This is a genomic window from Nitrococcus mobilis Nb-231 (assembly GCF_000153205.1).
Taxonomy (GTDB): domain Bacteria; phylum Pseudomonadota; class Gammaproteobacteria; order Nitrococcales; family Nitrococcaceae; genus Nitrococcus; species Nitrococcus mobilis.
In genome coordinates this window covers 1,356,171-1,378,993 of sequence record NZ_CH672427.1, presented here as the reverse complement: position 1 = coordinate 1,378,993, position 22,823 = coordinate 1,356,171, and the positions used below count along the sequence as shown (strand labels likewise).

General features: G+C 62.3%; 23 protein-coding genes. 16 read left to right on the top strand and 7 right to left on the bottom strand.

Features of this window, described 5'->3' with window-relative positions:
• Positions 1 to 16 precede the first annotated feature (16 nt).
• From pqqB to NB231_RS18365, 3 genes are all read right to left on the bottom strand, one after another.
• Positions 17 to 928: a pyrroloquinoline quinone biosynthesis protein PqqB gene (gene pqqB / locus NB231_RS06320; RefSeq protein WP_040661965.1), complete on the bottom strand. Its 912-nt coding sequence runs from the start codon at positions 926 to 928 to the stop codon at positions 17 to 19.
• Between the two features lie 63 nt (positions 929 to 991).
• A complete protein-coding gene (gene pqqA / locus NB231_RS20245) occupies positions 992 to 1,069 on the bottom strand; it encodes a pyrroloquinoline quinone precursor peptide PqqA (protein WP_005000684.1) in 78 nt (25 codons plus the stop codon).
• 206 nt (positions 1,070 to 1,275) lie between these two features.
• Entirely contained in the window at positions 1,276 to 1,449 is a 174-nt protein-coding gene (locus tag NB231_RS18365; RefSeq protein ID WP_198007246.1) for a hypothetical protein, read from the bottom strand.
• A 433-nt stretch (positions 1,450 to 1,882) separates the two neighbouring features.
• On the opposite strand from NB231_RS18365, the gene NB231_RS06315 reads away from it, so the two are divergent.
• Both NB231_RS06315 and NB231_RS06310 read left to right on the top strand, forming a co-directional pair.
• Positions 1,883 to 2,113, top strand: a complete 231-nt coding sequence (locus NB231_RS06315; RefSeq protein WP_005000683.1) for an AbrB/MazE/SpoVT family DNA-binding domain-containing protein — start codon at positions 1,883 to 1,885, stop codon at positions 2,111 to 2,113.
• Positions 2,110 to 2,496: a PIN domain-containing protein gene (locus NB231_RS06310; RefSeq protein WP_005000682.1), complete on the top strand. Its 387-nt coding sequence runs from the start codon at positions 2,110 to 2,112 to the stop codon at positions 2,494 to 2,496. Before NB231_RS06315 ends, NB231_RS06310 begins: the two co-directional genes overlap by 4 nt.
• 303 nt (positions 2,497 to 2,799) lie before the next feature.
• Here NB231_RS06310 and NB231_RS17485 read toward each other — a convergent pair whose 3' ends face one another.
• The 4 genes from NB231_RS17485 to NB231_RS06295 all read right to left on the bottom strand — a co-directional run bounded on the left by NB231_RS17485 (position 2,800) and on the right by NB231_RS06295 (position 5,519).
• On the bottom strand, positions 2,800 to 2,988 hold the full coding sequence (locus tag NB231_RS17485; protein WP_269593431.1) for a type II toxin-antitoxin system HicA family toxin: 189 nt from the start codon (positions 2,986 to 2,988) through the stop codon (positions 2,800 to 2,802).
• Between the two features lie 25 nt (positions 2,989 to 3,013).
• Positions 3,014 to 3,235 (bottom strand): type II toxin-antitoxin system HicB family antitoxin, encoded by a 222-nt coding sequence (locus NB231_RS06305; RefSeq protein WP_198007350.1) that lies wholly within the window; start codon positions 3,233 to 3,235, stop codon positions 3,014 to 3,016.
• A gap of 209 nt (positions 3,236 to 3,444) precedes the next feature.
• Complete coding sequence (fghA, locus tag NB231_RS06300; protein WP_005000678.1) at positions 3,445 to 4,323, bottom strand: S-formylglutathione hydrolase; 879 nt, start codon at positions 4,321 to 4,323, stop codon at positions 3,445 to 3,447.
• 86 nt (positions 4,324 to 4,409) lie between these two features.
• The gene (locus tag NB231_RS06295; RefSeq protein WP_005000676.1) at positions 4,410 to 5,519 is read right to left on the bottom strand and encodes an S-(hydroxymethyl)glutathione dehydrogenase/class III alcohol dehydrogenase; all 1,110 of its coding nucleotides are present in this window, start codon (positions 5,517 to 5,519) and stop codon (positions 4,410 to 4,412) included.
• A gap of 1,184 nt (positions 5,520 to 6,703) precedes the next feature.
• Between NB231_RS06295 and NB231_RS06290 the strand changes: the two genes are divergently transcribed.
• The 14 genes from NB231_RS06290 to NB231_RS06230 are packed head-to-tail and all read left to right on the top strand — an operon-like array spanning position 6,704 to position 22,821.
• Entirely contained in the window at positions 6,704 to 7,303 is a 600-nt protein-coding gene (locus tag NB231_RS06290; protein WP_005000675.1) for a DUF4255 domain-containing protein, read from the top strand.
• Entirely contained in the window at positions 7,300 to 8,151 is an 852-nt protein-coding gene (locus NB231_RS06285) for a hypothetical protein (protein WP_005000673.1), read from the top strand. The genes NB231_RS06290 and NB231_RS06285 overlap by 4 nt, the downstream gene beginning before the upstream one ends.
• 25 nt (positions 8,152 to 8,176) lie before the next feature.
• Positions 8,177 to 10,003, top strand: coding sequence for a phage tail sheath family protein (locus NB231_RS06280; protein WP_005000671.1), 1,827 nt, complete (start codon positions 8,177 to 8,179; stop codon positions 10,001 to 10,003).
• Between the two features lie 12 nt (positions 10,004 to 10,015).
• Complete coding sequence (locus NB231_RS06275; RefSeq protein WP_005000670.1) at positions 10,016 to 10,480, top strand: phage tail protein; 465 nt, start codon at positions 10,016 to 10,018, stop codon at positions 10,478 to 10,480.
• 7 nt (positions 10,481 to 10,487) lie between these two features.
• Positions 10,488 to 12,470 (top strand): phage tail sheath C-terminal domain-containing protein, encoded by a 1,983-nt coding sequence (locus tag NB231_RS16700; RefSeq protein ID WP_005000669.1) that lies wholly within the window; start codon positions 10,488 to 10,490, stop codon positions 12,468 to 12,470.
• Positions 12,471 to 12,473: 3 nt separating this feature from the next.
• On the top strand, positions 12,474 to 12,983 hold the full coding sequence (locus NB231_RS06265) for a phage tail protein (protein WP_005000668.1): 510 nt from the start codon (positions 12,474 to 12,476) through the stop codon (positions 12,981 to 12,983).
• A gap of 3 nt (positions 12,984 to 12,986) precedes the next feature.
• Positions 12,987 to 14,378, top strand: coding sequence for a CIS tube protein (locus NB231_RS16695; protein ID WP_005000667.1), 1,392 nt, complete (start codon positions 12,987 to 12,989; stop codon positions 14,376 to 14,378).
• A gap of 3 nt (positions 14,379 to 14,381) precedes the next feature.
• Positions 14,382 to 14,555: a hypothetical protein gene (locus NB231_RS18360; RefSeq protein ID WP_005000666.1), complete on the top strand. Its 174-nt coding sequence runs from the start codon at positions 14,382 to 14,384 to the stop codon at positions 14,553 to 14,555.
• On the top strand, positions 14,548 to 15,627 hold the full coding sequence (locus NB231_RS06255; RefSeq protein WP_005000665.1) for a phage late control D family protein: 1,080 nt from the start codon (positions 14,548 to 14,550) through the stop codon (positions 15,625 to 15,627). The genes NB231_RS18360 and NB231_RS06255 overlap by 8 nt, the downstream gene beginning before the upstream one ends.
• 4 nt (positions 15,628 to 15,631) lie before the next feature.
• Entirely contained in the window at positions 15,632 to 16,300 is a 669-nt protein-coding gene (locus NB231_RS06250; protein WP_005000664.1) for a phage baseplate assembly protein V, read from the top strand.
• A 5-nt stretch (positions 16,301 to 16,305) separates the two neighbouring features.
• Positions 16,306 to 18,021 (top strand): hypothetical protein, encoded by a 1,716-nt coding sequence (locus tag NB231_RS06245; RefSeq protein ID WP_156776921.1) that lies wholly within the window; start codon positions 16,306 to 16,308, stop codon positions 18,019 to 18,021.
• Positions 18,018 to 18,416 (top strand): GPW/gp25 family protein, encoded by a 399-nt coding sequence (locus NB231_RS06240; protein ID WP_005000662.1) that lies wholly within the window; start codon positions 18,018 to 18,020, stop codon positions 18,414 to 18,416. Before NB231_RS06245 ends, NB231_RS06240 begins: the two co-directional genes overlap by 4 nt.
• Before the next feature lie 13 nt (positions 18,417 to 18,429).
• Positions 18,430 to 20,625 (top strand): putative baseplate assembly protein, encoded by a 2,196-nt coding sequence (locus NB231_RS06235; protein WP_005000660.1) that lies wholly within the window; start codon positions 18,430 to 18,432, stop codon positions 20,623 to 20,625.
• A gap of 3 nt (positions 20,626 to 20,628) precedes the next feature.
• A complete protein-coding gene (locus NB231_RS06230; RefSeq protein ID WP_005000659.1) occupies positions 20,629 to 22,821 on the top strand; it encodes a phage tail protein in 2,193 nt (730 codons plus the stop codon).
• The last annotated feature ends 2 nt before the right edge of the window (positions 22,822 to 22,823 follow it).

Genomic DNA, 22,823 nt, shown 5'->3' with positions numbered 1-22,823 from the left:
TGCCGACCTCCCCCGGCTACAGTCGTAAGTGCATGCCATCCCATGCGAGCTCGATGCCTTCCCGGGCTAGCTGCTGGCGCTCGGGGGAGTCATCGTCCAGAATAGGGTTGGTATTATTTATATGAATCAATATCTTGCGTTTTACTTTGAGCCCGCGCAGCAGCTCGAGCAAACCGCCTGGCCCATTCAGCGGCAAATGCCCCATGTCAGCCGCGCGCTTTTTCCCCACCCCAAGGCGCTGCATTTCATCCTCGCTCCAGAACGTGCCGTCGAGCAGCACGCAATCGGCCTGCGCCAGCGTGCTGACCAGGCGGGGTTCGATGCGGCCGATTCCGGGGGCGTAGAAAATCGTCCCGCCCGTGACCGGATCACGCACCAATAGGCCGATGGTCTCGCCTGGACGTGGGGTGCTGTGCTGCGGGCAGTAAGGTGGGGCCTTGCTTGCCAATGGAATGGCCTGAAACTCGAGCCCCGGGATTTCGGCCACGGTGAAGCCTCGGCCATGCAGCGGGATCTCGTGCCAACTGCTGCCACAGTAATGCTCAAGTACGCGAACGAGTGGAAAAGCGCCGGTCAGGTCCTGGTAGACCGCCGCCGTGGTATAAAGCGGCAGCCGCTTCCCCTCACGCAGGGTCAGCAGTCCGCTCGTATGATCGAGCTGGCTGTCGATCAGTATCACCGCCTGAATGCCGGTATCCCGGCTCGCCCGGGCCGGCTGTAGGAGCGGTGTGCGCGTAAGCTGCTGGCGAAGATCGGGCGAGGCGTTGACGAGCACCCAGTTACGACCGTCCGCCGTAATGCAAATCGAAGATTGGGTGCGTGAATACGCCCGTATCCGCCCCGCGCGCAGGCCGGCGCAGTTGGGGCAATTACAATTCCACTGGGGAAATCCCCCGCCTGCCCCCGAGCCGAGTACCAGAAGCTCCATTACCGAGAGTGGTGCGCTCACACACCAGGCTCGGTACTCAGTGTGCCGGGCCTGGCGTGAGACTCAGCGGCTGTTGATGTAGAGATTGATTTCGAAGCCAAGGCGACGATTGATGAAGGCCGGTTTTATCCAACGTTTCATAACTGCGCTCCTGCTCGGCTTTTGCCGGAATTGCAGGCGCCACCGAACGGCAACGCCTGTTTTACCCACTCATGGCCCTATAGAACTGAATTGTAGGTTACATCCTGTAAAAATAGCGCAATTTTCAAGATATACGAGCGGTTTACTGCGCGCTGGTGTACCCGCCGTGCTCACTCACTTCGAGAGCGTTGCCATTCAACCAAGCTCTAAAGTGGACCCCATGCTGCCGCTCCTACGCCGCCGAGTGCACTGGCGTAATACGTCAGATGATCGCGCATGAAAGTGCTTATGAAATAATAGCTGTGGTCAAAGCCGGCTTGGAGTTGCAGTGTCAAAGGGCAGTCGACCTCCCGGCAGGCTTTCTCAAGTTCCCGGCACACGGTTTCTCTCCACCACAGGCTGAATCTCGCTGTGGCCGCGGTCCTGAACAAGCTGGGCGTGCGTTAATACTGGCCTGAGCGGCCGCCGTACTGGCGTGATGCCTTCATGCCGACTAAGCTCAAAAAAAGACATAAAAGAACGCAATGGAGGCGATATGCGCTGCTGGTGGAAGGGCAGCGAAAGGCGATCGGATACGCGAGCAAGCTTAACGAGAGCCGATTATGTCTCTTGTATCACGCCTTTCTGGGTGGAGCACGTAGTTTTGTCCACACCCTCTTAGTAGGAACCTGATTCTTTCGAGAAGGCTGCCATCTATCTGGATTTTGTGCGCCGCACTCCGAAAAGGCGACTACCAGGCTGAGAGGGTAGAGATGTGCTGAGAGGTGTATTACTATGCTCACAAGGTAATACTTTCTTGGGGAATGAGGATAAATGCAGACGTCGACTCTTACTTCTAAATGTCAGGTCACCATTCCCGTTCACGTGCGCCGGATGCTAGGCCTGAAACCTGGTGATCAGGTGGCGTTCGTAGTTGAGGATGGCCAAGTCAGGGTGGTACGGGGAGAGAATCGGATCGAGGCTGCTTTCGGTGTGATTAAGGCAGAGAGCTCCGCCAGCATCGAGGATATGGAGCGGGCCATCCGAGAACGGGCTGTCCAGTGATCGCTGTGGATACCAATGTCCTGGTGCGTATCCTGACCGATGATCCCGGCCAGCCTGAACAGGTTCAGGCTGCACGGGCACTGGCTAGCCGGGCGCGCAAAGTCTACGTACCGCTCATCGTCATGGTGGAATGCGTCTGGGTCCTAGAAAGCGCTTATCGTCTGGATAAGGCAACAGTGCTTACGGTACTTACTCACCTGCATACCAACACCGCCTTTGTGCTCCAAGACGAAGTGATCACTCAGAAGGCGCTGGACCTGTTCAATGCCAGCCAGGCCGATTTCTCTGACTGTGTCATTCTTACCCAGGCGCAGCGCGAGGGGTTGGATGTTTATACCTTCGATAAACGGCTAACCAGACTGGCGGGCACACACGCTGTCTAGCTGTCCGGTGTTTGTCAGCGAAGTTGCCCGATCAGGCCGACGGCGTAATCGTCGGACGGGTTGTTCATCGGCGGTCCCGGATGTCTCTCGGCGTATAGGCAGTATAAACGGCCTTTCCGTCCGGCAGCACCCGCTCCGCCCATACCTCGGAACCTGCGGTCTGCCCTCGCGCTGATCGTAGAGCTGCGGAGAAAAGGGAAATAACGGATCCGCGCCTTCCTCTGCGGAGAGGGCTCGCTTACCGGGCAGAGCTACGGCACCGTAGCTGTGGATTGTGGACAAGCTCTTAGAGCACCTTTGCTTTTATGACCCAAATTCACTGCGCGTCACACTCGATTGCCGGATTATGGATTGCAATGTGCCGGTACGGATTTCGTTATGATCGGGTACTGGAACGGTTATCGTGCCTTGGGGCGATTTCTTCTGCATTACGATATGGCTACCGCGTCTGCGCACTTCCACAAAGCCGTGTTTGGACAAAATAGCGCACACCTCCTTGCCAAGAAGGACTCGAAGCTTACCCAACGGCTACCTCGACCTGGGTCACGAAAATCTCACCGCGAAGACGGTGTTTAGCTTCTTCCGGTGATGCCTCTTCAAAAAAAAGCTCCAATGCTTCCTGGAGATTGTCCCGAGCCTGTTCAACCGTATCACCCTGGCTCGCGATATCCAGCTCTGGGCACAGGGCTACATAGCCATCGCCTTCGCGTTCAATAATAGCCGTCAATTTCATTGTAATTTCCTACCCTATCTATACAGGGTCTTCAAAGAAGATCTGTGCCGAGAGCTGACCTCTGTCATCGGTTATGTCGGTCGATCGCTCAAAATTTGCAATGAAAATAGATTAGAACGTTCGCCTCGTTGGCCGGGCTGTATTTGGTGGCGATTTTCTGCAACGATCGAGTTCTGGCCAGTTGCTCAGTGTTGCCGCCTGCGGAGACATCCCATTCAGGCAACCGTCCAAGGGCGCGCCCCTACGACACCGAGCGCACTCGCGTGATACGCCAGATGATCGCGCATGAAAGTGCTTATGAAATAATAGCTGTGGTCAAAGCCGGCTTGAAAACGCAACGTCAACGGATAGTCGACCTCCCGGCAGGCTTTCTCCAGCTCCCAGGGCATGAGCTGTTCCGTGATGAATTGATCGGCTGTTCCCTGATCGACGAGTAGAGGCAGCCGACTGGCGGTGCTTCGTACGAGGTGGTGTGCGTTGTATTTCTGCCAAGTGCTCTCGTCCGAGCCGAGATACGCGCTGAACGCTTTCTTTCCCCAGGGACTGAGGCTTGGGGCGCAAATCGGGGCGAATGCCGAGACCGAGCGATAGCGCTCGGGGTTGCGCAGCGCCACCGTTAGCGCGCCATGGCCGCCCATGGAGTGGCCGAATACACCGGTGCGTTGCACGTCGGCGGGGAAGGTGCTAGCGATCAGTGCCGGCAGCTCCTCCACGACGTAGTCGTACATGCGGTAGTGGGCGTTCCATGGCGCTTGGGTCGCATTGAGGTAGAAACCGGCGCCGCTGCCGAAATCATAAGCATCGTCCTCGCCCGGCAGATTCAGTCCGCGCGGGCTCGTATCCGGGGCCACCAACATAATCCCGTGCTCGGCGGCGTAGCGCTGGGCGCCGGATTTCTCTATGAAGTTTTCTTCGGTGCAGGTGAGTCCGGATAACCAATAGAGCACCGGTACCTTGCCGTGCTCTGCCTGGGGCGGCAGGAAGATCGAGAACCGCATCGGTGTGTTACAGGCGGTGGACCAATGTCGATAAAACTCGACTTGCCCGCCGAAACAGCGGTGGCGTTCGCTGAGCTCCACATTCTCATTCGTCATCGGAAGAGGCTCCTCTGTGCTGGCGCTTCGTCGGCATGCAAGCTTCCTCTACCCGCCGCGCGCTTCAATGATGCGCTCTGGGGCGCTTAGAATCGGATAACGCTGCGGATGGACTCACCCTTGTGCATCAGTTCGAAAGCCTCGTTGATGCGCTCCAACGGCATGACATGGGTGATCAAATCATCAATGTTGATTTTACCTTCCATATACCAGTCGACGATTTTCGGCACGTCGGTGCGGCTTTTGGCGCCGCCGAAGGCGCTTCCTTTCCATACCCGACCGGTGACGAGTTGGAAGGGTCGGGTACTGATCTCTTCACCGGCGCCAGCCACCCCAATGATGATGCTGGTTCCCCAGCCCTTGTGGCAGCACTCGAGAGCCTGACGCATTAACTTGGTATTGCCTATACATTCGAAACTGTAATCGGCCCCGCCCTTTGTGAGCGAGACGAGATAAGGCACCAAATCGCCCTCGACCTCTTTTGGGTTGACGAAATGAGTCATGCCGAATTGCTCGGCTAATTGGCGCTTGTCCGGATTGATGTCCACGCCGATGATCAAATCGGCGCCGGCCATACGGGCGCCTTGGATTACATTGAGCCCGATTCCGCCCAAGCCGAATACCACCACATTATCGCCGGGCTCGACTTTCGCGGTGTTGATCACGGCTCCGATGCCGGTTGTAACGCCGCAGCCGATATAGCAGACCTTTTCGAACGGGGCATCAGCGCGAATTTTGGCCAGCGCGATCTCCGGCACCACAGTGTAGTTGGCGAAGGTGGAGGATCCCATGTAATGGTGGATCATCGCGCCGTTGCGCGAAAAGCGACTGGTGCCATCGGGCATGACGCCGCGACCTTGGGTGGCGCGAATGGCCCCGCAGAGGTTGGTCTTGCCGCTGAGGCAGAATTCGCACTGCCGGCATTCGGGAATGTACAAGGGGATGACGTGATCCCCGGGCTTGAGCGATTTGACCTCGGGGCCGATCTCCGCGACGATGCCGGCGCCTTCGTGGCCGAGGATGGACGGGAACAGGCCTTCGGGGTCAGCCCCCGAGCGAGTGAACTCGTCCGTATGGCACACGCCGGTAGCCTTGATTTCGACCAGCACTTCCCCGGCCTTGGGGCCGTCGAGCGTCACCGTCTCGACGGTTAGCGGCTGTTTTGCCGCAGTTGCTATCGCTGCACGGATTTCCACTGCGATGTATCTCCTTCTGCGCGTACCACACGAAGCTCTACTGGCGGCTGTCTGCGATCTTAGGCTGGCGGACATCGCTCAGGTCAATACAGTGTGCCTCCTAAAGTCTTAGTAAGATAGCCGTGAGCCCTCGCTCCGGCCGTGTCAGTGAGAGGAATTGCCCCTGCATCTCGCTCGGTCTGTAGTGCCAATCAGTCGGTGTGACGCCCTGCATCATTATTTTCTTCTAGGACAAAACATCGCAACGGTAGGAAAAAAATGTCCTAGCAGCCAAAGAAAGCTGTTGCTGTGTTGGCATCGAGCTGCGAGATAAATACATACCCAGATAGGATAATTAAATCCGAGTGTCGTAGTCGTATCCAAGCAGTACTAAGGCGGTTGTTGAAATAGCCACATATCGATCTGCCATAATTTTACGTAGCAACAATACGTTATGAGGTATCCTGGCGTGGCTCTTTCAACGCATTCCTTAGTAATGAGCTTCTCAAGCTGGCACTAATATTGCATTCCACTATTTAGCGATTTCTAAGAACGGCATATACGGTGACACAGCCATGCTCCCCAATTGCCAGGGAAATCCTTGCGCACTTGCAGAAAAATCAGGATGCCGAAGACGCGGCGGAGGGAATCGCGGATTGGTGACTTGCACGGCAAAAGGTCGAATGGACAGTGGAAGACGTGCGTGCTGCTCTCGCCGAGCTCGTTGGGAGAGGGCTTGTAACGGAGAAACAAGCGGTTGCGCAGAAGCGAAGATATCGCTTAAACCGCAGCAAGCTCGACGAGATTCGTGTTGTGGTAAACATGAACCACACCGATTGATATGGAAGCTGTTACCGGCACGCATTGCCCCACCGGTTCAATACCCAATAGCGCTAAGGGTTGGCACTGAAAAAGTGCCCCCCTCTCTCGGCAATGGAGTGCGCGATCTATGCTGAGGCGTTTGTGGAAACAGTCAAGAATCAGTCAGCCAATATGAAATGAAGTATGGCACGATTCCGCTGAAACAAACGATAATAGATGAATTTTAGAGGTTGTCTTGACCTGAAAAACAGCTTATGGAAAGCGACATTATAGGCAGTATTACAGGAGAGTTGTGGAGTCACGGATAGTACTGAAAGGCGCTAAATAAAAGCGTTTATAGCAGACGCCTCAAGCCGAATGTAGCCGGGGATAGGAGAGCAATAATGGCGGATTTTCAGGCCGTCGCGGCGGTGGGAGAGAGCATGGTCCGGTTCCTCAATCTGAGTTTCGACGAGGACGAGCCGGTGCCCGGCAACCACACCAGCGCTGTCTTGGCTCGTACTGAGGATTTGGTCCCCAGCAACCAAGCAACCGTCATCGTCGCCCCGGCACTGTCGATCTTTCTCTTCCGCGTGGGCTACAACGAGACCATGCGACCGGCCTGGAGTGCCGTGGGCCATCAGCAGGGGCGGTCCCATCTCCCGTTAGACCTACACTTTCTCCTCACACCCTGGGCGGCTAATGCGACCTTCGAGCAGCGCATCCTAGGCCGTGCCATGCAGGCTCTGGACAGCAGCCCTATCCTCAGCGGTCCACTGCTGGTGGACAACGCGACAGGTTGGTCGCCCAACGAGGCTGTCCAGATCTGCCTAGAAAATCTCAGCACTGAGGACGTCATGCGAACCTTCGATTCTCTACCCGCCGATTACAAGCTCAGCGTCTCCTACATGGTGCGTATCATTCGTATCGACGAACGCAGGGCTGCTGTTGCGCCGCCGGTCACCAGCGCGATTACGGGCTCGAAGCCCTCGTTGGCGCCATGAACGAGTTCCTCGCCAGCGCATATACGGAAAGCGTCCACCGCCTCGCGCTGGGGCTGGAGCCGCTGGACGCCCTCCGCGGCGGTCGCCTTGCTCACCCGGTGCGGGTGGAGCTTGAGCGGCCCCTGCCCAGGCATCTGGCAAATCCGACCGATCCCTACCGACGTCCGGTTCGGCCTGGTGACGTGCACGCCCGCGTCAACCGGCATGATTCGGCTCTGCACGTGCTGCTGTATCACCCGTCCCTCGCCGATCACGTGGACTTGCGGATCTACGACCATGTTCGCCGCTATGTACCGCGCCGGTTTCGCCTGCCTTTACTTAGTCAAGAAGTGGCCGAGTCCCAACCCTATACCCACCGCGTGCGCCGGCCGGTGCTCTTCCCCGGAGCGGCCTACGACGTGAGCGAGCGGGCCACGGGTTTGCGCGGCCGGGTTCTGCGCAGTGACAAACCGATGCGCTGGGCGCGAATCGAGGCGTGGCTGCCGGATACAGAAACTCTGGTAGGCCGGGCCCAGGGCGATGATCGCGGCGAGTTTCTGCTCCTGCTCGCACCCGGGGCCGCGCCCGCGAGCGAATTCACCGGGCGCGATCTGGAGGTACGGGTGGACGTGTTCGGCCCTGAAACTCCCCCAGCGCCGATCCCGACCGATCTGCCGGACCAAGACCCGTTCTGGGATCTGTCCTTGGAGTTGGCGCCAACGCCTGGCGAGGACGATCCGGTTTCGGCAGGTGGGAGCAGGCCTGAGGGTTACGTGGCGGCCGCCTCAGCCAGTCGGATCGTTTCATTTCGGCTGGGTCGGCTGCGTACCGGTATTGAGGAGGAAAATTTCGTCTTCACGCTACCGTGAACCCGCATTGCAGAGGAGACGTGCGATGCCCGAGTATCTTGCGCCGGGTGTATTTGTCGAAGAGGTCAGCTTCCGCTCGAAATCCATCGAGGGGGTGCCCACCAGCACCACAGGGGTTGCCGGAATGACTCATTGGGGACCGGTCTACTACCCGGGTGGGCCGAGCACCTGCGAGCCTCGCCTCATTACCAGCTTCACGGAATTCGAGCGCGTCTACGGCGGCTTGGAGCCACTAGAGGTAGAGGGGGGGCGGCTGCCTTACGTGGCCCACGCGGCTCGGGCCTTCTTCGAAAACGGCGGCAAGCGGCTCTATGTGTCGCGAGTCTTCACGAAAGCCGAGGGGGGAGGTGAGGAGGCGGGCGTCGCCTACCGCCAGGTCTCGGTGGGGGGCAACGCCACCGCCACCTGGAAGGCGCGCTGGCCGGGCAAGATGGGCGACGTTCTTGTAAAGGTCGAGCCAATTCGCACCAAGACCGTCGCCGTAGAGGACGAGGATACCCACGTGGTTCGGGCTCCCTTGGCTCGCGACGGCGCCGTGGTAGAACTAATCCCCGAGGGCAGCGAGCCCCCGGATAATCTGGTCGCAGAGAACTTACGGGTAGTCACGGTAGATGACGGGGTCCAAATGCTTGTGCAGGCGGATACGTCTAAATCCCCGCTATCGGCTGGTGCCGTGCTCCAGCTGGTTACTCTGCGGGTGCAGGTCACAGTGAACGCAGAGCGGGTCGACACCTATGAAGGGTTGGAGACTTCGACCCTGCAGCGACGCTACATCGGTAGGATCCTAGACCGGGATGATCCCGAGGACCAAGACGCCATGGTTTGGCTGCATTGGGAGCCGGATAGCAGCGATCAGTTCGAGCCTGCCCGTCTTATGGTGGCGCTCCAGCAGAATCCCAACCCGCGCTTGGATAAGGGTAACGATGGCGCAGTAATCGAGCCGGCGGACCTGAAGGGCAAAGAAGCCGATCCCGATCACCCCGAGATAAAGGCCACCGGTCTACCGGCCTTGGGGGAAGTGGAAGACATCGCGATCGTCTTTGCACCTGACATTGGTGCCTTGGAGAACGAAGACAAGAGCCAACTGGCGGCCCAGCATCTGATCAGCCACGCCGACAAGCTTCGCTACCGCATCGCCATTCTCGACGGTCCGAGAAACAGCTCCATGAACAAGATCCGCGAGTTTCGCGGCAAGTTCGACAGCAAGCGGGCCGCCCTCTACCACCCTTGGATCGTGACCCTTGATCCCACCGAGCGGCCCGCCCAGGGGGCGCCACCGAAGCCATTGCTGTTGCCGCCTTCGGGATTCGTGGCTGGGATTTATGCCCGCACGGACATTACCCGTGGGGTGCACAAGGCGCCCGCCAATGAGGTGGTGCGCGGCCTGACCCGCTTCGAGGCCAATATCAACACGCCGCGTCAGGAGGTGCTGAATCCCGAGGGTATCAATGCCTTGCGCTTTTTCGAAGGGCGCGGACACCGGGTGTGGGGTGCGAGAACCATCAGCTCCGACCCCGAGTGGCGTTACGTCAACGTGCGGCGGTTGTTCATCTTCATCGAGCGCTCTATCGACGTCGGTACCCAGTGGGCGGTGTTCGAGCCGAACAATCGCCGGCTGTGGGCCAATATCCGCCGAACTGTCGAGGATTTCCTGTTAGTGCTTTGGAGGCAGGGAGCGCTGATGGGCGCCACCCCAAAAGAAGCGTTTTTCGTGCGCTGCGACCGTACCACCATGACCCAGAACGACCTCGATTTTGGCCGCCTGATCTGTTTGATTGGCCTCGCACCCACCAAGCCGGCAGAGTTTGTGATCTTTCGCATCGGCCAGTGGACAGCGGATGCCCGGGCCTAGAGGAGGTGAACCATGCCAGTCTTTCGTGAGAACGCCTACAGCGCGTTCAACTTTATCGTGGCCCTCGGCGGCGAACAGGGTGACGGTTCCGAGGGCACGATTATCGGCGGCTTCTCGGATGCGAGCGGCCTCGACACGGAGGTCCAATACGCCGAGTACCGCAACGGCAACGAGAGATTCAACGCGGTGCGCAAGATCCCCAACTCATACAAGGTCGGAGACGTAACGCTCAAACGCGGTCTGGTCGGCTCCCTTGACCTGTTCGCCTGGATCCAGGCACAACGCGAGGGCCACCACGACCCCCGCTCGGTCACCATCACCCTGTTGGATGAGGCCCGCGAGCCGGTATCAAGCTGGGTACTTCGCAATGCACAGCCCAAGAAGTGGACCGGCCCGACATTGGCGGGTAAGGGCGGCACCGAGGTGGCGATGGAAGAGCTGGTGCTCTGTGCTGACGACGTTACCTATGAGGAGTAGGCAACCGGTGCTGAGCACGCCGCTCGCGCTAGGGGCGCCTGGGGTCTACCTGCGCCCGGAGACCTCGCCGCCGCCTCTGACGGGCGTGCCGATGGATGTCTGCGCCTTCGTCGGTGTCGCTCCCCGCGGGCCGGCGTGGGAGGTGGCGCTGGACGACGCTCGGCCGGATCGTCCCTGGACGGCGCTGCTGCAGCAACGCCGCCGCTCCATCGCCGTGGCGGTGGAGAGTTTTGCAGATTACCGCCGGCTTTACGGTGGCTTCGAGGGGCCCGGCCGACTGCCCTACGCCGTTGCCGCCTTCTTCGACCAAGGAGGGCGCAAGGCTTACGTGGTGCGGATCGTCGCTCCGGTGGTCGACCCAGCCCGGGGCGCCGCTACTGGGGAGCTGCACGGCGTCAAGGTCTCGGCAGGAGTGACACCTTACTTTGCTGCCCGTAATCCCGGGACCTGGGGCAACGCGCTGGCAGCCACGCTGACCTACAGCAGGACTCCGCTGAGCTTCCAAGAAGCCACCGTCCGGGAACTCATTGTCGATGCGGATGAACGGCTGCCGGCCGGTTCGCTGCTGCGCCTGAGGCTGGGCGGCGGTGCCCATGTCCTGCGCTTCGCGGCGCTGATTCGGCGCGAAGGGCGGGGGGATGCTGGCCTAGAACACCTTCGTATCACTCTCGATCAGCCCCTCGTGGAAGGTCCCGAGGCCGCCGAGATTGTCGAAGGGGTGCTGACTGTCGACGACGGCGATGGGCGCGTGGAGCATCACGAGCGGCTTGGGCTGTCTTCCTCGCACCCTCGCTGGCTGGCCGCCGTGCTGACGCTCGAGTCTGAGCTGCTGCTGCCCGGGGCCAGCTGGGTCGATGGCCATATTGTCCCCGACAGTCCGGATCTCACAGCCGCTGAAGCGGAAGAGTTCAAGGGCGGCGAAGATTACTATCCGGAAATTGTTCCCGATGACTTCTTAGACAGGGACTGGACGTTGGGCGATGAACAGCCGGGCGCCGGTGTCCACGCGCTGGTACAGCTGCCTGACCTGGCCAGCGTTGTGGTGCCTGATCTCTATGTGCCCGAGCCGCTGCCTACGACTGAGGCGGTGCTGGAAGAGCCGTCCCTAGCGGGCCCTCGCTTTGAGCTCTGCGTGGATCCTCCCTTGCCCGGAGAGCAGGAGAGTGCGCCACCGGAGCTGAGCGGACTGCTTCGCGACCCCCGATTGCCAGGCGAACTGGAGGAGATCATAAGCCTGCAGGCACGGCTCGTGGAGCTCGCTGGCACATTGCGTCGCTTCCTCGTCTTGCTGGACGTGCCCCCAGGGCTGGGCCAGCGGCAGATTATGCGTTGGCGGGCGCGGTTCCGCTCTTCCTTCGCAGCGGCTTATCACCCTTGGCTGCGGATCGCCCGTGCCGATGATCGTCGTGACGCCTTGCTCTCTCTCAATCCGGCGGCTGTGGCCGCTGGCATCATCGCCAATCAGGAACGGCTGTTCGGCTTGTCTCACGGCCCCGCCAATGCAATGGCCACCGGCGTGGTGGATGTGCTCGACCGCGTCTCGCCGGCTCGTCATGACGAGCTGCATCTGCTTGGCATCAACGTCTACCTCCGGGAGCGTGACGGTGTGCGGCTCACGGCGGCCCGCACGCTGTCCAGGGACCTCCGCTACCGCCAGTTGAGCGTCTGCCGGTTGCTCCTGATGCTGCGCCGGACTCTGGAGCAGCAGACCCATTGGATGGTGTTCGAGCCCAACGGTCCCCGTCTGTGGGCGGACGTGCGTAACCTGCTGCGACTGTTCCTGCGCCAGCTCTACCAGGCCGGGGCCTTCACCGGCGCCACCGAAGAGGAGGCCTTTTTCGTGCGCTGCAGCGCCGAGACCAATCCGCCCCGGGTGGTCGATGCCGGACAGATGGTCGCCGAGATTGGCGTGGCGCTGAGCGAACCCATCGAGTTCATCGTGCTGCGCTTGAATCGAGGCGACGACGGCACCCTGAAGGTGGAGGTTTAGCCTATGCCACTGCTACGGGCCTTTCGTTTCGAAATCAAGCTACACCGCAGCCCCCAAGCCGAGGTTGGCACTGCCGCCGGGCTCGAGACAAGCGCGAGTGGTACGCCGCTGGCCGACGGCGGCTTCCAGGAGTGCAGTGGTCTGGAGGTGGAAATGGACGTGCAGGAGTACTTGGAGGGTGGGCGCAACGACGGTGTCATTCGTCGGTTGGGACGGGCTAAGTACACGAACCTGGTCCTCAAGCGCGGCATGTTCTTCGGCGACGAAGGGCAGGTGAACCGAGAGCTCTGGCGATGGCTCCAGGAGGTGGTGGCCGGCGTGCGGCCGGTCGCTCGCTACGACGGGATCGTCGAGGTCTGGGGGAGCCAAGACCAGACTCCGGTCGCCACCTGGCACTTCGACCGGGGTTTGCCCGCCAAGGTCACGGGGCCGGGGCTGAACGCGAAATCCGGCGAGATAGCCATCGAAGAATTGCACATTGCCCATGAGGGCCTGCGACTGGTGGAGAACTGAACCATGAGCGAGCTGCAGAAGGCGAAGCTGCAGGAAATCGCCAGCGACCTGCACGAGACGCCGGTCGGCGCGGTCGTGCCGGTGCAGCTCAATCCCTCAAGCCTCAAGCTGAAGCTTTCCAATCAGATCGAGGGCGGGCGCACCCGCTCCCGTCAGGCACGCCAGTATATCGGCTCCAGCTCTGCAGTGCTCACGATGGAGCTGCACTTCGACACCGCCGACGAAGGCACTACGGATAACCCCCGTTCGGTACGCGAGAAGATCAAGTTCATCGAGAGGTTCGTGCTGCCCAAGGAGGCGGGTGTCAAGCAGGTCCCACCCAAGCTGCGGTTCGAGTGGGGGTCTCTGATTTTCAGGGGGATCGTTGAGCACCTGGACATCGATTACGAGCACTTCGCCCCCGACGGCACTCCGCTGCGCGCCAAGGTCAGCTTCAGCATGAGGGAGCAGGACGCCGACTATCAGTTCATGGACTCGGGACCGGGTGCCCGCCGGAACGGCAACGCCCCCGCTCCCGGAGAACTGCGACTCGGGGCACCAGGCATTAATGGCAGCGGTCTCACGACTCGCAGCGCGCTAGCGCTGGAAGGAGAATTGGCCGCGGAGTTCATGGCCCGAGCGGGCTTGGAGCCGAGCGCTTGGCGTGGGCTCGATGTGGACCTGAGCGCAGGGTTCTCACTGGCGGCGGGGGCCGAGGTGGGGTTCAGCGCTGATCTCAGTAGCAGTGTGGGTCTCGGTGCCAAAGCCGGCATCGAAGCCGGTCTCGGGCTGTCGCTGGAAGCCGATCTGGGATTAGAGGCCGGAGTGGGCCGCGGCGCCGGCTCCGGTAGCGCCTTCGGAGCAGCTGCGGACGCGGATCTCGCCGCCGGCTATGCCCTGGCCGCGGCGGGCGGGGTCGACGCCGCCATTGAGGCGGTGCAAATCGTTAAGGCCGATAGGGCTTCCCGGTCTTCCCGCGAGGCTTTTGGCCAGGAACACGTTGGAGCCAGTGGTAGGCGCCAGGGCCCAACAGCCTCGGTGGGCGGCGCCGCGGCCAGCTCGACCGCTACGGCGGCGGCAGTAGCCGATCCTGTCTCGAGCCGGCGAACCGGGAGCGCCCGCGCGCGCACCCCCCTGCGCACCAGTGGCCCGCGCAGCCCGGCTCGGCAGGCCGCGGCCCAATCCTCTTCGCCGCCGCCTGCGGTCGATCCTCGGGCGGCAAGCTATGGCTTCGGTGTGCCCCTGCGACCGCGGGTCGGCCAAGGCGAGCTCAAGTTCAGCAGTGATCCGAGCATACCGGCGTGGGAGCGCTTGCCGGTGCATGACCGGGGCCGCGGGGAAGCCGATGCCCTTCAGCAGCAGCGTCGTCCGGGCAGCCGTTGCGCTTGTCTGCACGGCTCCAGAAGGAGGAGATAGCCAATGCCTACCCATGTGGACCATGCCACCACCGAGGTTATTCCGGAGCCGGAGCCGACTCGGGGTGAGGGCACTGAGGTGGATACCCGCTGGCGGAACGAGGAATGGTGGCAAACGCGTGCCGAACGGCTGCACCGCATTGAGCTACGCACCCGCGCCGAGGGCTTCGATGACTGAGGCACTCTTAAGCGCCACCGTACCGGTTTTCCTGGTAGATGGCGAAACCAAGGGAGAGCTGGCCCGGGACATCGTTCGCCTGGTGATCGAGGAGGCCACTGACGGACTGAAGACGCTGCGTGCCCGTTTTCTGGCGGTGGGCCCGATGGCGGATAAGGCCGAGGAGCCGCTGCTCTATCTGGACGGCGCCTTGTTCGACTTCGGCCGCGAGCTACAGGTGTCCATCGGACCGGGCGAGGTGGCGCGGACCATCTTCAAGGGCGCCATCAGTGCAATCGAGGCCAATTTCGAGGAGACCAGGGAGCCCGAGATCGTCGTATATGCCGAAGACAAGCTCATGGATCTACGGATGACGCGGCACACGCGTACCTACGAGGCGATGAGCGATGCTGAGATCGCCGAGGAGATTGCTGCCGGGCACGGCATCAACTCCGAGGTGGATGTCGACGGTCCGAGCTACGACGTGGTGCAGCAGTGGAATTTGAGCGATCTGGCCTTTCTTCGGGAGCGAGCGCGGCTGATCCAGGCGGAAGTCTGGTTCCAGGGCGACACCATGTACTTCAAGAGTCGTGGGCAACGTAGTGCCACCGAGCTCACTTTGGTGCAGGACAACCATATTCTGGCGCTCCAGGCTCGGGCAGACCTTGCCCACCAGCGCACTGCCGTGCGGGTAAGTGGCTACGACGCCCACGATCGTGACGTGATAGACGAAGAGGCCGGTGGCGAGGCCATCGAGGCTGAAATCGACGGCGGGCGCACCGGCCCCGGGATTCTGCAAAACGCCTTTGGGGCAAGGGTCTCGCACCGGGTGCAGGCGATGCCCCTCAATGACCGCGAGGCGGCCGGTTGGGCGCAGGCGGAGATGCTGCGCCGCGCCCGTGCCTTCGTTCAGGTCAGCGGTGTCACCCGCGGTAGTGCCGACATGGTTGTGGCGAGTCGCCTGACCCTGCAGCGAGTAGGCCGGCCGTTCGAGGGGGGCGGCTATTACGTCACGCGGGTCTGCCATACCTACGACCTCGCCGAGGGATTTCGAACCCGGTTCGAGGCTGAGCGACCAACAATCGAGGGCTAGACGAATGATCAGCGACTTCCAACCGGACGGCGGCGGACCGCGGTACTACGGCCTCTACCCAGGCATCGTAACCGATATAGAAGATCCGCAGAAGCTGGGTCGGGTTCAAGTCAAATTTCCCTGGCTGGGCAGCGACGGCGAAAAGGCGGTGCGAGCTTGGGCGACGCTGCTGTCTCCCTACGCGGACAATGATCAGGGCCTGCAGATCCTGCCAGAGAAGGACTCTCAGGTGGTCGTGGGCTTTGAGGCAGGGGATCTGCGCCGCCCCTACGTCGTCGGCGCCGCCTGGAACGGCAGGGAGAAACAGCCGGCAACGCCGCAGGCGGCTAACAACAGGCGGCTTATCAAGACTCGGGCCGGTAGCGTGCTTGAATTCGATGACGCCAGCGGCGCGGCCAAGCTTACCCTGAAAATGGCGAGTGGTCATACCTTGGCGCTGAGCGATGCCGATCAGTCGGTAACCCTCACCCACGCCAACGGTTGCACCGTCACTTTTAACGCGGCGGGGCAGGTGGAGATCCGCGCCAACGCCACAGTGGAGGTCAACGCTCCGGTCCTCAACGTTCACGCGGCGGCCGCCAACTTCGACGGCATCGTGACCTGCACCACTCTCAACGCCTCGGCGGCGATCACCTCGCCGGTCTACAGCCCGGGCGCGGGCAACATCTGGTGAGTACCATGACGAGCCAGCATTCGTGGATGCTCGTGGGCCCCTGGTATCGGTGGCTGCAGCCGGGCATTCCTGCAGCGGGGAGATTCTCCAGGCCCATTTTTCAGAAGTACGCCGCCAGTGATTTCGTCAGCCGCTTCCTAGAGGAGCCGCAGCGCTCGCTCATCTATCGGGACGAGGATTTCGTTCACGAGGTGCGGGCGAACGGTGCCAGCGTTTACAGCCTGTCCAAGAAAAGCTACGTCAAGGCGCAGCCTGAGCTTCGCAAGCTTTTTCTGGACGTCCACAGCCGCTTCTATTTGGTCGCCTGCGAGCTGCACTGCGATGCGCCGGGTTTCCCCAGCGTCAAGCGGGAGGCCGTCTGCGAAGCCGGCTTCGTCATCCGGCGGCGTATCGTCCGGGTCGCCCCGGAGGCTCGGCAAGAGCTGGCGGAGGTCCAGCGCCAAATCGCAGCGGCTCGCGCCCGGATCGCGAAGCTCCGGGGCGCGAGCTCCTTCGGCGGACGCTTGGGCCGAAGCTTTAATGGAGTGTGCCAGGATAAGCTCGCCAAGCTTCAAGAAGAGGTGAAAGCTGGCCAGCGTAGGCTCAAGGAGCTGCGGCGGGCAGAGCAAATAAGATATGCCCTCGAGGGCTGGGTGCCTTCGCAGAAAAGCGCGGATCTGGGCGCTTGGCGGGCGATAGAGACCGAACCCCAGATCGTCACTGAGGCGATTCTTCCCCTCTATCCGCTTATTCCCGCTGAGTCGGACACCCACCACTCGGCGCACAAGCGCAGCATCTGGTTTGGCGTGGTGCCTACCAGCGGCGCCGCAACCGATGAAGGCGGTCAGCCCCGCTTCGACGAGCGCAGCGTCTATCAGGTTCACTGCTTTGTACGCCGCCACAACCCAGCCTGCCCCAAAACCTCAGCCCGCAGCGACTGCAAGGGCGAGTTGGTCTGGAGCACGCCTACAGAGCGCTACCAGCTGGCTGCCCACTTCGACCTCGAAGGCACCAGCAACCGCACGGTGACGGTGCAGCTGCCGGACCTGAATGCCCTGGAGGCCCAGGCCGACAGCTTGCGCCCTGGCCAGGCAGCCGGTGTGCGTATGGTCTCGCCGCCGGGCTCCTCCCTGGACTTCAAAGTGGACGGAGACAATACTCCCACTCTCGCCGACCCTAAACGCCCCCGCGGAGGCGCTTCTATCTGCTTCTTCGCCATCCCGCTGATCACCATCGTAGCGATGTTTGTGCTGCAGCTGTTCCTCCCCATCGTCGTGTCGCTGTTTCAGCTCTGGTTTCTGTTACTCCTCAAGTTCTGCATACCGCCTGCGTTCTCGATCGACGCCGGCCTTGCCGCAGCCATGGAACTGGAGGGGCCGGAGCTCGATATCGAGGCCAGTGTTCAAGCGAAGATCGACGCCCAGGGCGTTCTCAATATCGGGGGGCACACCATCTCTAGCGTCGAAGAATTCAAGGAACTCTTGAAGAGCAAGTTCGACGAGAAGGGTGATCATCTGCACCCGGAAGTTAGGCAGGGGCTTATCGATGCCTTCGGTGACGATCTGAACGCCCTCGGCAAGTTAGCCCTGGACATGGCCACCGACTTCTCCGCCGATGCCCCTCCCGGGCTGCGCGAAGCCCTGGAAGAGCCGGATCCGGCCACCGCGGCCGTTAAGGGCAGATTGCCCTCGGTCACTGACAAGCTTGTGTACTACCAGCGCGTGGAGCCGCCGAACTTATGACAACACGCCTTGCCGTGCGCCTGCTGGGCAGAGGTCCCAGTCTGCCGCTGATGCCCGATCCGCGCTCCAGCCGCCTTGTGTATGCCGAAGGGCCGGAGAAGGTTCGCCAGGCCATCTTGATCATCCTGGAGACCGAACCAGGTGAGCGGCTGATGCGGCCGGCCTTCGGCGCAGGATTGCGCCGGTATTTCATGAAGCCCAACACCACGGCCACTCGGGCGCTGATGCAAAGCGATGTGCAGCGCGCCCTCCGCTTGTGGGAGCCGCGTATCAAGCTCCAGGAAGTGCGAGTCGAGCCAGGAAGCGATTCGGCTCTGGTGGAAATCCAGATCACTTACGTCCACGTCCGCGACGGCAGCCCTGGCAGCCTGGTCTACCCCTTCTACCTGGAATAGCGGAGGAGCCGGCATGCCGCTACGCCGCCCCATTCTCGATGACCGTTCCTACGAGCAGCTGCGCGACGAGCTGGTCCGCCGCATTCCCATCTACAACCCCGAATGGACCGACCACAACCCGAGCGACCCCGGTATCACTCTGCTGGAGCTGTTCGCCTTCCTCGGCGAAAATCTGCTGTACCGCTTCAATCAGATCCCTGAGTCCACCCGGCTCGAATACCTCCAGCTGCTGCAGATTCCCCTGCGTCCAGCCCAACCGGCGCGGGCTCTAGTGGCTATGAGCACGGAAGTGTTGAATGGCGTGTTGGTGGAGAAGGGGACCGAGGTCAAGGCCGGCAAGCTGGTCTTTGAGACCCAAACCGAGGTCACCGTGCAGCCGGTATCGGTTCAGGCCGTGGCCAAGGCCGTCCGACCCTGCCCAGCCGCTGACGAGGACGGCGAGTCTGAGGTTTTCGATTCCTTTCTACGGGTGGTGGACGCTCTGGACGGATTGGACGCCGACGAGGCGGCGGTCTGCTACGAGAACGAGACAGTGCCCGAAGCCGGCGATGGTCTGCCGGTGGACTTCGACACGGCGGTGGACGGTATGCTGTGGGTGGCGGTGTTGGCGGCGGGGGATAACGACCCGGAAGAGCTGCGCGAGAAATTCGTGAAGAACGCGCCGGTGCTGCTCAACCTGGGTTTTGTCCCCGACCCGGAACCGCCGGCCGCCGCTGATATCTATCCCTGCCCAGGCCCTGGCAACGAAACTCCGGCGCCTGCGGTGCAATGGCAGATCAGCACCGGCCGTTTGGCCGACGAGGGCAAACCGGTCTACCAGGCGCTGACCGTAGAGGGTGATTCGACCCGCGGTCTTAGCCGGGAGGGCGTGCTGAGGCTCAAGCTGCCGCGCGAGAGCGCTGACATGGGCGTCTTCGCTCTGGACGATCCCGATCTGGGGGGCACCGGCGATTTGCCGCCCCAGCTGGACGAGGAGACCGAGGCCCGGCTGCTGTTCTGGTTGCGTGGCTTCCGATTGGACGAGAGCCGCTTTGGCAAAGTGCTCTACGTAGGTGTCAACGCCGCGGAGACGACCCAGCGCCGCACGGCCCGCACCGAGTTCCTGGGTACTGGCACCGGCCAGCCCGGCCAAGAGTACCGGCTGGTCCACAGGCAGGTCTTAGTGGACACCCTCACCCTGGAGGTGGAGGGCCCGGATGGCTGGGAGGCCTGGGCCGAGGTGGACGGTTTCCACGCCAGCACCGAGAGCGATCGCCATTACCGCCTCGATTCCGAGGCCGGCAGGGTTACCTTCGGCAACGGGCTGCAGGGCTACCCGCCCCAGCTGGGCCAGCGCATCCGCGCCCGCACCTACCGCTACGGCGGCGGCGCTGAGGGCAACGTGCCTGCGGGTGCAATCAATAAGCTATCGGGGCTGATCAGCGGCGTAGAGGTCAGTAATCCCCTGGCAGCCCATAACGGGGCGGATGCCGAGACCGTTGACCAGGCATTGGACCGGATCCCCGGTGAGCTGCGCCGTCGCGACCGCACGGTGACTCGCAATGACTTTCGCGAGCTGTCGCTGCAAACACCCGGAGTGGCGGTAGGACGCGCCGAGTGTCTGCCTTTGTTTCATCCCCACACCCGCCATGCCGAGGCCGCTGGCGTGGTCAGCGTGGTGGTCTGGCCGAAACAGGACGCTGTCCATCCCAATGCCCCGATTCCGGACCGCAACATGCTGCACAGCGTCTGCACTTGGCTGGACAGGCGCCGGCTGATCACCACCGAGCTCTATGTCATCCCGCCACGCTACCGCAAGGTGGCGGTGTCGGTGGGGGTCAAGGTCAGGGGCGGTTACGGGATGGATGCGGTACGTCATTGGGTGGAGCTGGTACTGCGGCAGTACCTGGCGCCGCTGCCCCCATTTGGCCCCTCGGGCGAGGGCTGGCCGCTGGGGCGGCGGGTGCATGGTCCCGAGCTGCAGGCAGCCGCCTTGCAGGTGGCGGGAGTCGAGTACCTGGAGGGAGAGGGGCTCACGGTCGCGGGCTGGGACATGGAGGCTCAGCGCTGGGTCAATGGCACCGTGGAGCTGGAGCTCGACGAGGTGCCGGAGCTCGCCGAGATTACCGTGCTTGCCGGACCGCCGAGCGATACGCCCGGTGAGGCATTGGGACCGCCGCCCCCCGTTCGAACCCCTGTACCGGTGCCGGTCCTCCGGGAGGAGTGCTGAGCCATGTTGAGGTCCTACGCTCTGGTGCATGGTGAGGATCAGTGGCGACGCGCGGCTTTCGAGGATGCTTCGCTGGCACCCGAGGACTGGGCGGTGCAGCTGGCCTGGGAGGTAGTAGAGCCGGAAGCGCCGGACGCGCCGAATGCGACACCCCCGCCGGCCGCCGGGCTTGCCTTTGATCCCTGGTGTCGGCTGTACCATAGCCTGCCGGAGGCGGGTCAGGTCGAGCGCACGCTTTGGGCCGCCTATGACCTGCTGGATCCTCAGTCCCAGCGGCCTGCCCCAGTGGCTCTGTTTGAGGCCGCGCCGCTGCCGGCCGGCGAGTTCAGCGCAATCGCGCAACCGGTCGGGGCGCTGGATGAGCCCCGCGGATTGGCGGTGGACGCTGACGGGCGGCTGTTCGTGGCCGAGCGTGGCGCCGGGCGCATTCTGATTTACGACCTTTGGGAGCGCCGCCTGTTGCGCAAGCTCGTCCTCGCCGGCGCTCGCCCCTTGGATCTTGCCAGCGACGGCCGGCGTATCTACGCGGTGGTGGAGGGCTCGCCGGATCTACTGGTGCTGGAAGCACGCAGCGAACCGCGCCGCTTGCCGATAGGGCTGGAAAACCTCTCCCGCATCGCCGCTGGGCCGGCAGGTGGGTTGTGGCTGCTGCTTGATGCCGGTGCGCAGGACGCGCGAATCGTCAGGCTGGACGCGCCCGACGACGTGTTGGCCGTCCCCTTTGCCACCGACATCGAGTTTCAGGAGGCGGAAACACTAGTCGCGGCGCGGTTGCCGGGAGAGGATTTTCGGCGTTTCAGCATTCAGCCCGGCGCCACAGATGAACTGCCACCCATCAGGGCACGGGACTACGACGGTCGCGGCATCGTCCGCACTCCTGATGGTCGCATCGGCTTTTGGACCCGTAGGGGGTTTCGCCACGCTGTGCCGGCCCGGGTGCGCTACGTCAGCGAGGGCCGGGTGACCACCTTCCGGCTGGACAGCGGCGAGTTTCAGACGGTGTGGGGGCGGCTTTTCATCGACGCCTGCATCCCCGCCAACACTCAAGTTCGGGTCCATTGCATCGTCGCCGACGAGCCTCCGGAGGGCGCTGTGCTGCTGCGAAGCCCGCCGGCCAACACCGAAACCGTAGAGATTCGCCGCCCTGACCTGTCCCCGCCGATGCCGCCAGTGGCCTTGTTACCGGCTGATAATGCGCGGGGCTTGCGGCTCCATCGGCGCGAGACCGGTCGCGAGCTGCCCTGGGTGCGCCAAAGAGAAGGCGATCTTTATGAGACCTATGAGCTCCCGGTGATAGCCGAAGCCGGCCGTTATTTGTGGGTGATGCTGGATCTGAGCGGCAACACCCGTTCTACGCCGCGGGTGAGAAGCCTGCGTGCCGAGTATCCCTCCCATGACTTGCTGCGCCGGTTGCCGCGGCTCTATTCCCGGGATCCGCCCGCAGCCGAGTTCTTGCGTCGTTATCTCGCCATTTTCGAGGGCGCCTGGCAAGACCTGGAGAGTCGGGCCTTTGCCCGCCGGGCTTTGCTGGATCCTCACAGCGCCCCGCCGGAGCTTTTGCCTTGGCTGGCCGGCTTCGTGGGTCTCGTGCTCGACGAGCGCTGGCCGGTGGAACGTAGCCGGGTGCTGATCGAGGAGGCGATCTGGCTATTCCGCTTCCGGGGCACCGTCCCGGGCCTGAAGCGCTTTCTCGCTCTTTACCTGGGGCGCGACGTGATCCTCATCGAGCACTTCCGAGTCCGTGGCCTGGGCGGTGCTGTGGTGGGTGGCGATAGCCCGCTGGCCGCCAACGCAATCCTCGGGGCCGGCTTCCGGGTGGGCGGTGCCCTGGGCGAGCCCGGTCAGGTGGCCGTGCTGGATCAGGGCCGCCCCGCCGATGGCTTCGCTGTCCATGCCCACCGGTTCAGCGTGGTGATTCCCCTTACGCTGACGTCCGAGCAGCGCGAGGTGGTCGAGCATATCCTGATTCTCCACCGCCCGGCACATACCCGCTATGACATCTGCACGGTGGATGCGGGAATGCGCGTGGGGGTGGGACTGTATACCGGACTTACCTCTCTGGTCGGGCGTAGCGCCGGCTTCGATCAGCTGCGGCTGGGAAGCTCATCGCTTGGCCGTCATGCCGTGGTGGGCCGACCGGCCCCCGGGACCCGAGTCGGCAGTGGCCGCCTCGGTGGCGATACTCGGGTGGGCTAGCG

Bases quoted from the DNA above. Each gene is read 5' to 3' on its own strand.
- pqqB (WP_040661965.1), bottom strand. From the start codon at position 928: ATGGAGCTTCTGGTACTCGGCTCGGGGGCAGGCGGGGGATTTCCCCAG.
- pqqA (WP_005000684.1), bottom strand. From the start codon at position 1,069: ATGAAACGTTGGATAAAACCGGCCTTCATCAATCGTCGCCTTGGCTTC.
- NB231_RS06315 (WP_005000683.1), top strand. From the start codon at position 1,883: ATGCAGACGTCGACTCTTACTTCTAAATGTCAGGTCACCATTCCCGTT.
- fghA (WP_005000678.1), bottom strand. From the start codon at position 4,323: ATGACGAATGAGAATGTGGAGCTCAGCGAACGCCACCGCTGTTTCGGC.
- NB231_RS06290 (WP_005000675.1), top strand. From the start codon at position 6,704: ATGGCGGATTTTCAGGCCGTCGCGGCGGTGGGAGAGAGCATGGTCCGG.
- NB231_RS06285 (WP_005000673.1), top strand. From the start codon at position 7,300: ATGAACGAGTTCCTCGCCAGCGCATATACGGAAAGCGTCCACCGCCTC.
- NB231_RS06280 (WP_005000671.1), top strand. From the start codon at position 8,177: ATGCCCGAGTATCTTGCGCCGGGTGTATTTGTCGAAGAGGTCAGCTTC.
- NB231_RS06275 (WP_005000670.1), top strand. From the start codon at position 10,016: ATGCCAGTCTTTCGTGAGAACGCCTACAGCGCGTTCAACTTTATCGTG.
- NB231_RS06265 (WP_005000668.1), top strand. From the start codon at position 12,474: ATGCCACTGCTACGGGCCTTTCGTTTCGAAATCAAGCTACACCGCAGC.
- NB231_RS16695 (WP_005000667.1), top strand. From the start codon at position 12,987: ATGAGCGAGCTGCAGAAGGCGAAGCTGCAGGAAATCGCCAGCGACCTG.
- NB231_RS18360 (WP_005000666.1), top strand. From the start codon at position 14,382: ATGCCTACCCATGTGGACCATGCCACCACCGAGGTTATTCCGGAGCCG.
- NB231_RS06255 (WP_005000665.1), top strand. From the start codon at position 14,548: ATGACTGAGGCACTCTTAAGCGCCACCGTACCGGTTTTCCTGGTAGAT.
- NB231_RS06250 (WP_005000664.1), top strand. From the start codon at position 15,632: ATGATCAGCGACTTCCAACCGGACGGCGGCGGACCGCGGTACTACGGC.
- NB231_RS06245 (WP_156776921.1), top strand. From the start codon at position 16,306: ATGACGAGCCAGCATTCGTGGATGCTCGTGGGCCCCTGGTATCGGTGG.
- NB231_RS06240 (WP_005000662.1), top strand. From the start codon at position 18,018: ATGACAACACGCCTTGCCGTGCGCCTGCTGGGCAGAGGTCCCAGTCTG.
- NB231_RS06235 (WP_005000660.1), top strand. From the start codon at position 18,430: ATGCCGCTACGCCGCCCCATTCTCGATGACCGTTCCTACGAGCAGCTG.
- NB231_RS06230 (WP_005000659.1), top strand. From the start codon at position 20,629: ATGTTGAGGTCCTACGCTCTGGTGCATGGTGAGGATCAGTGGCGACGC.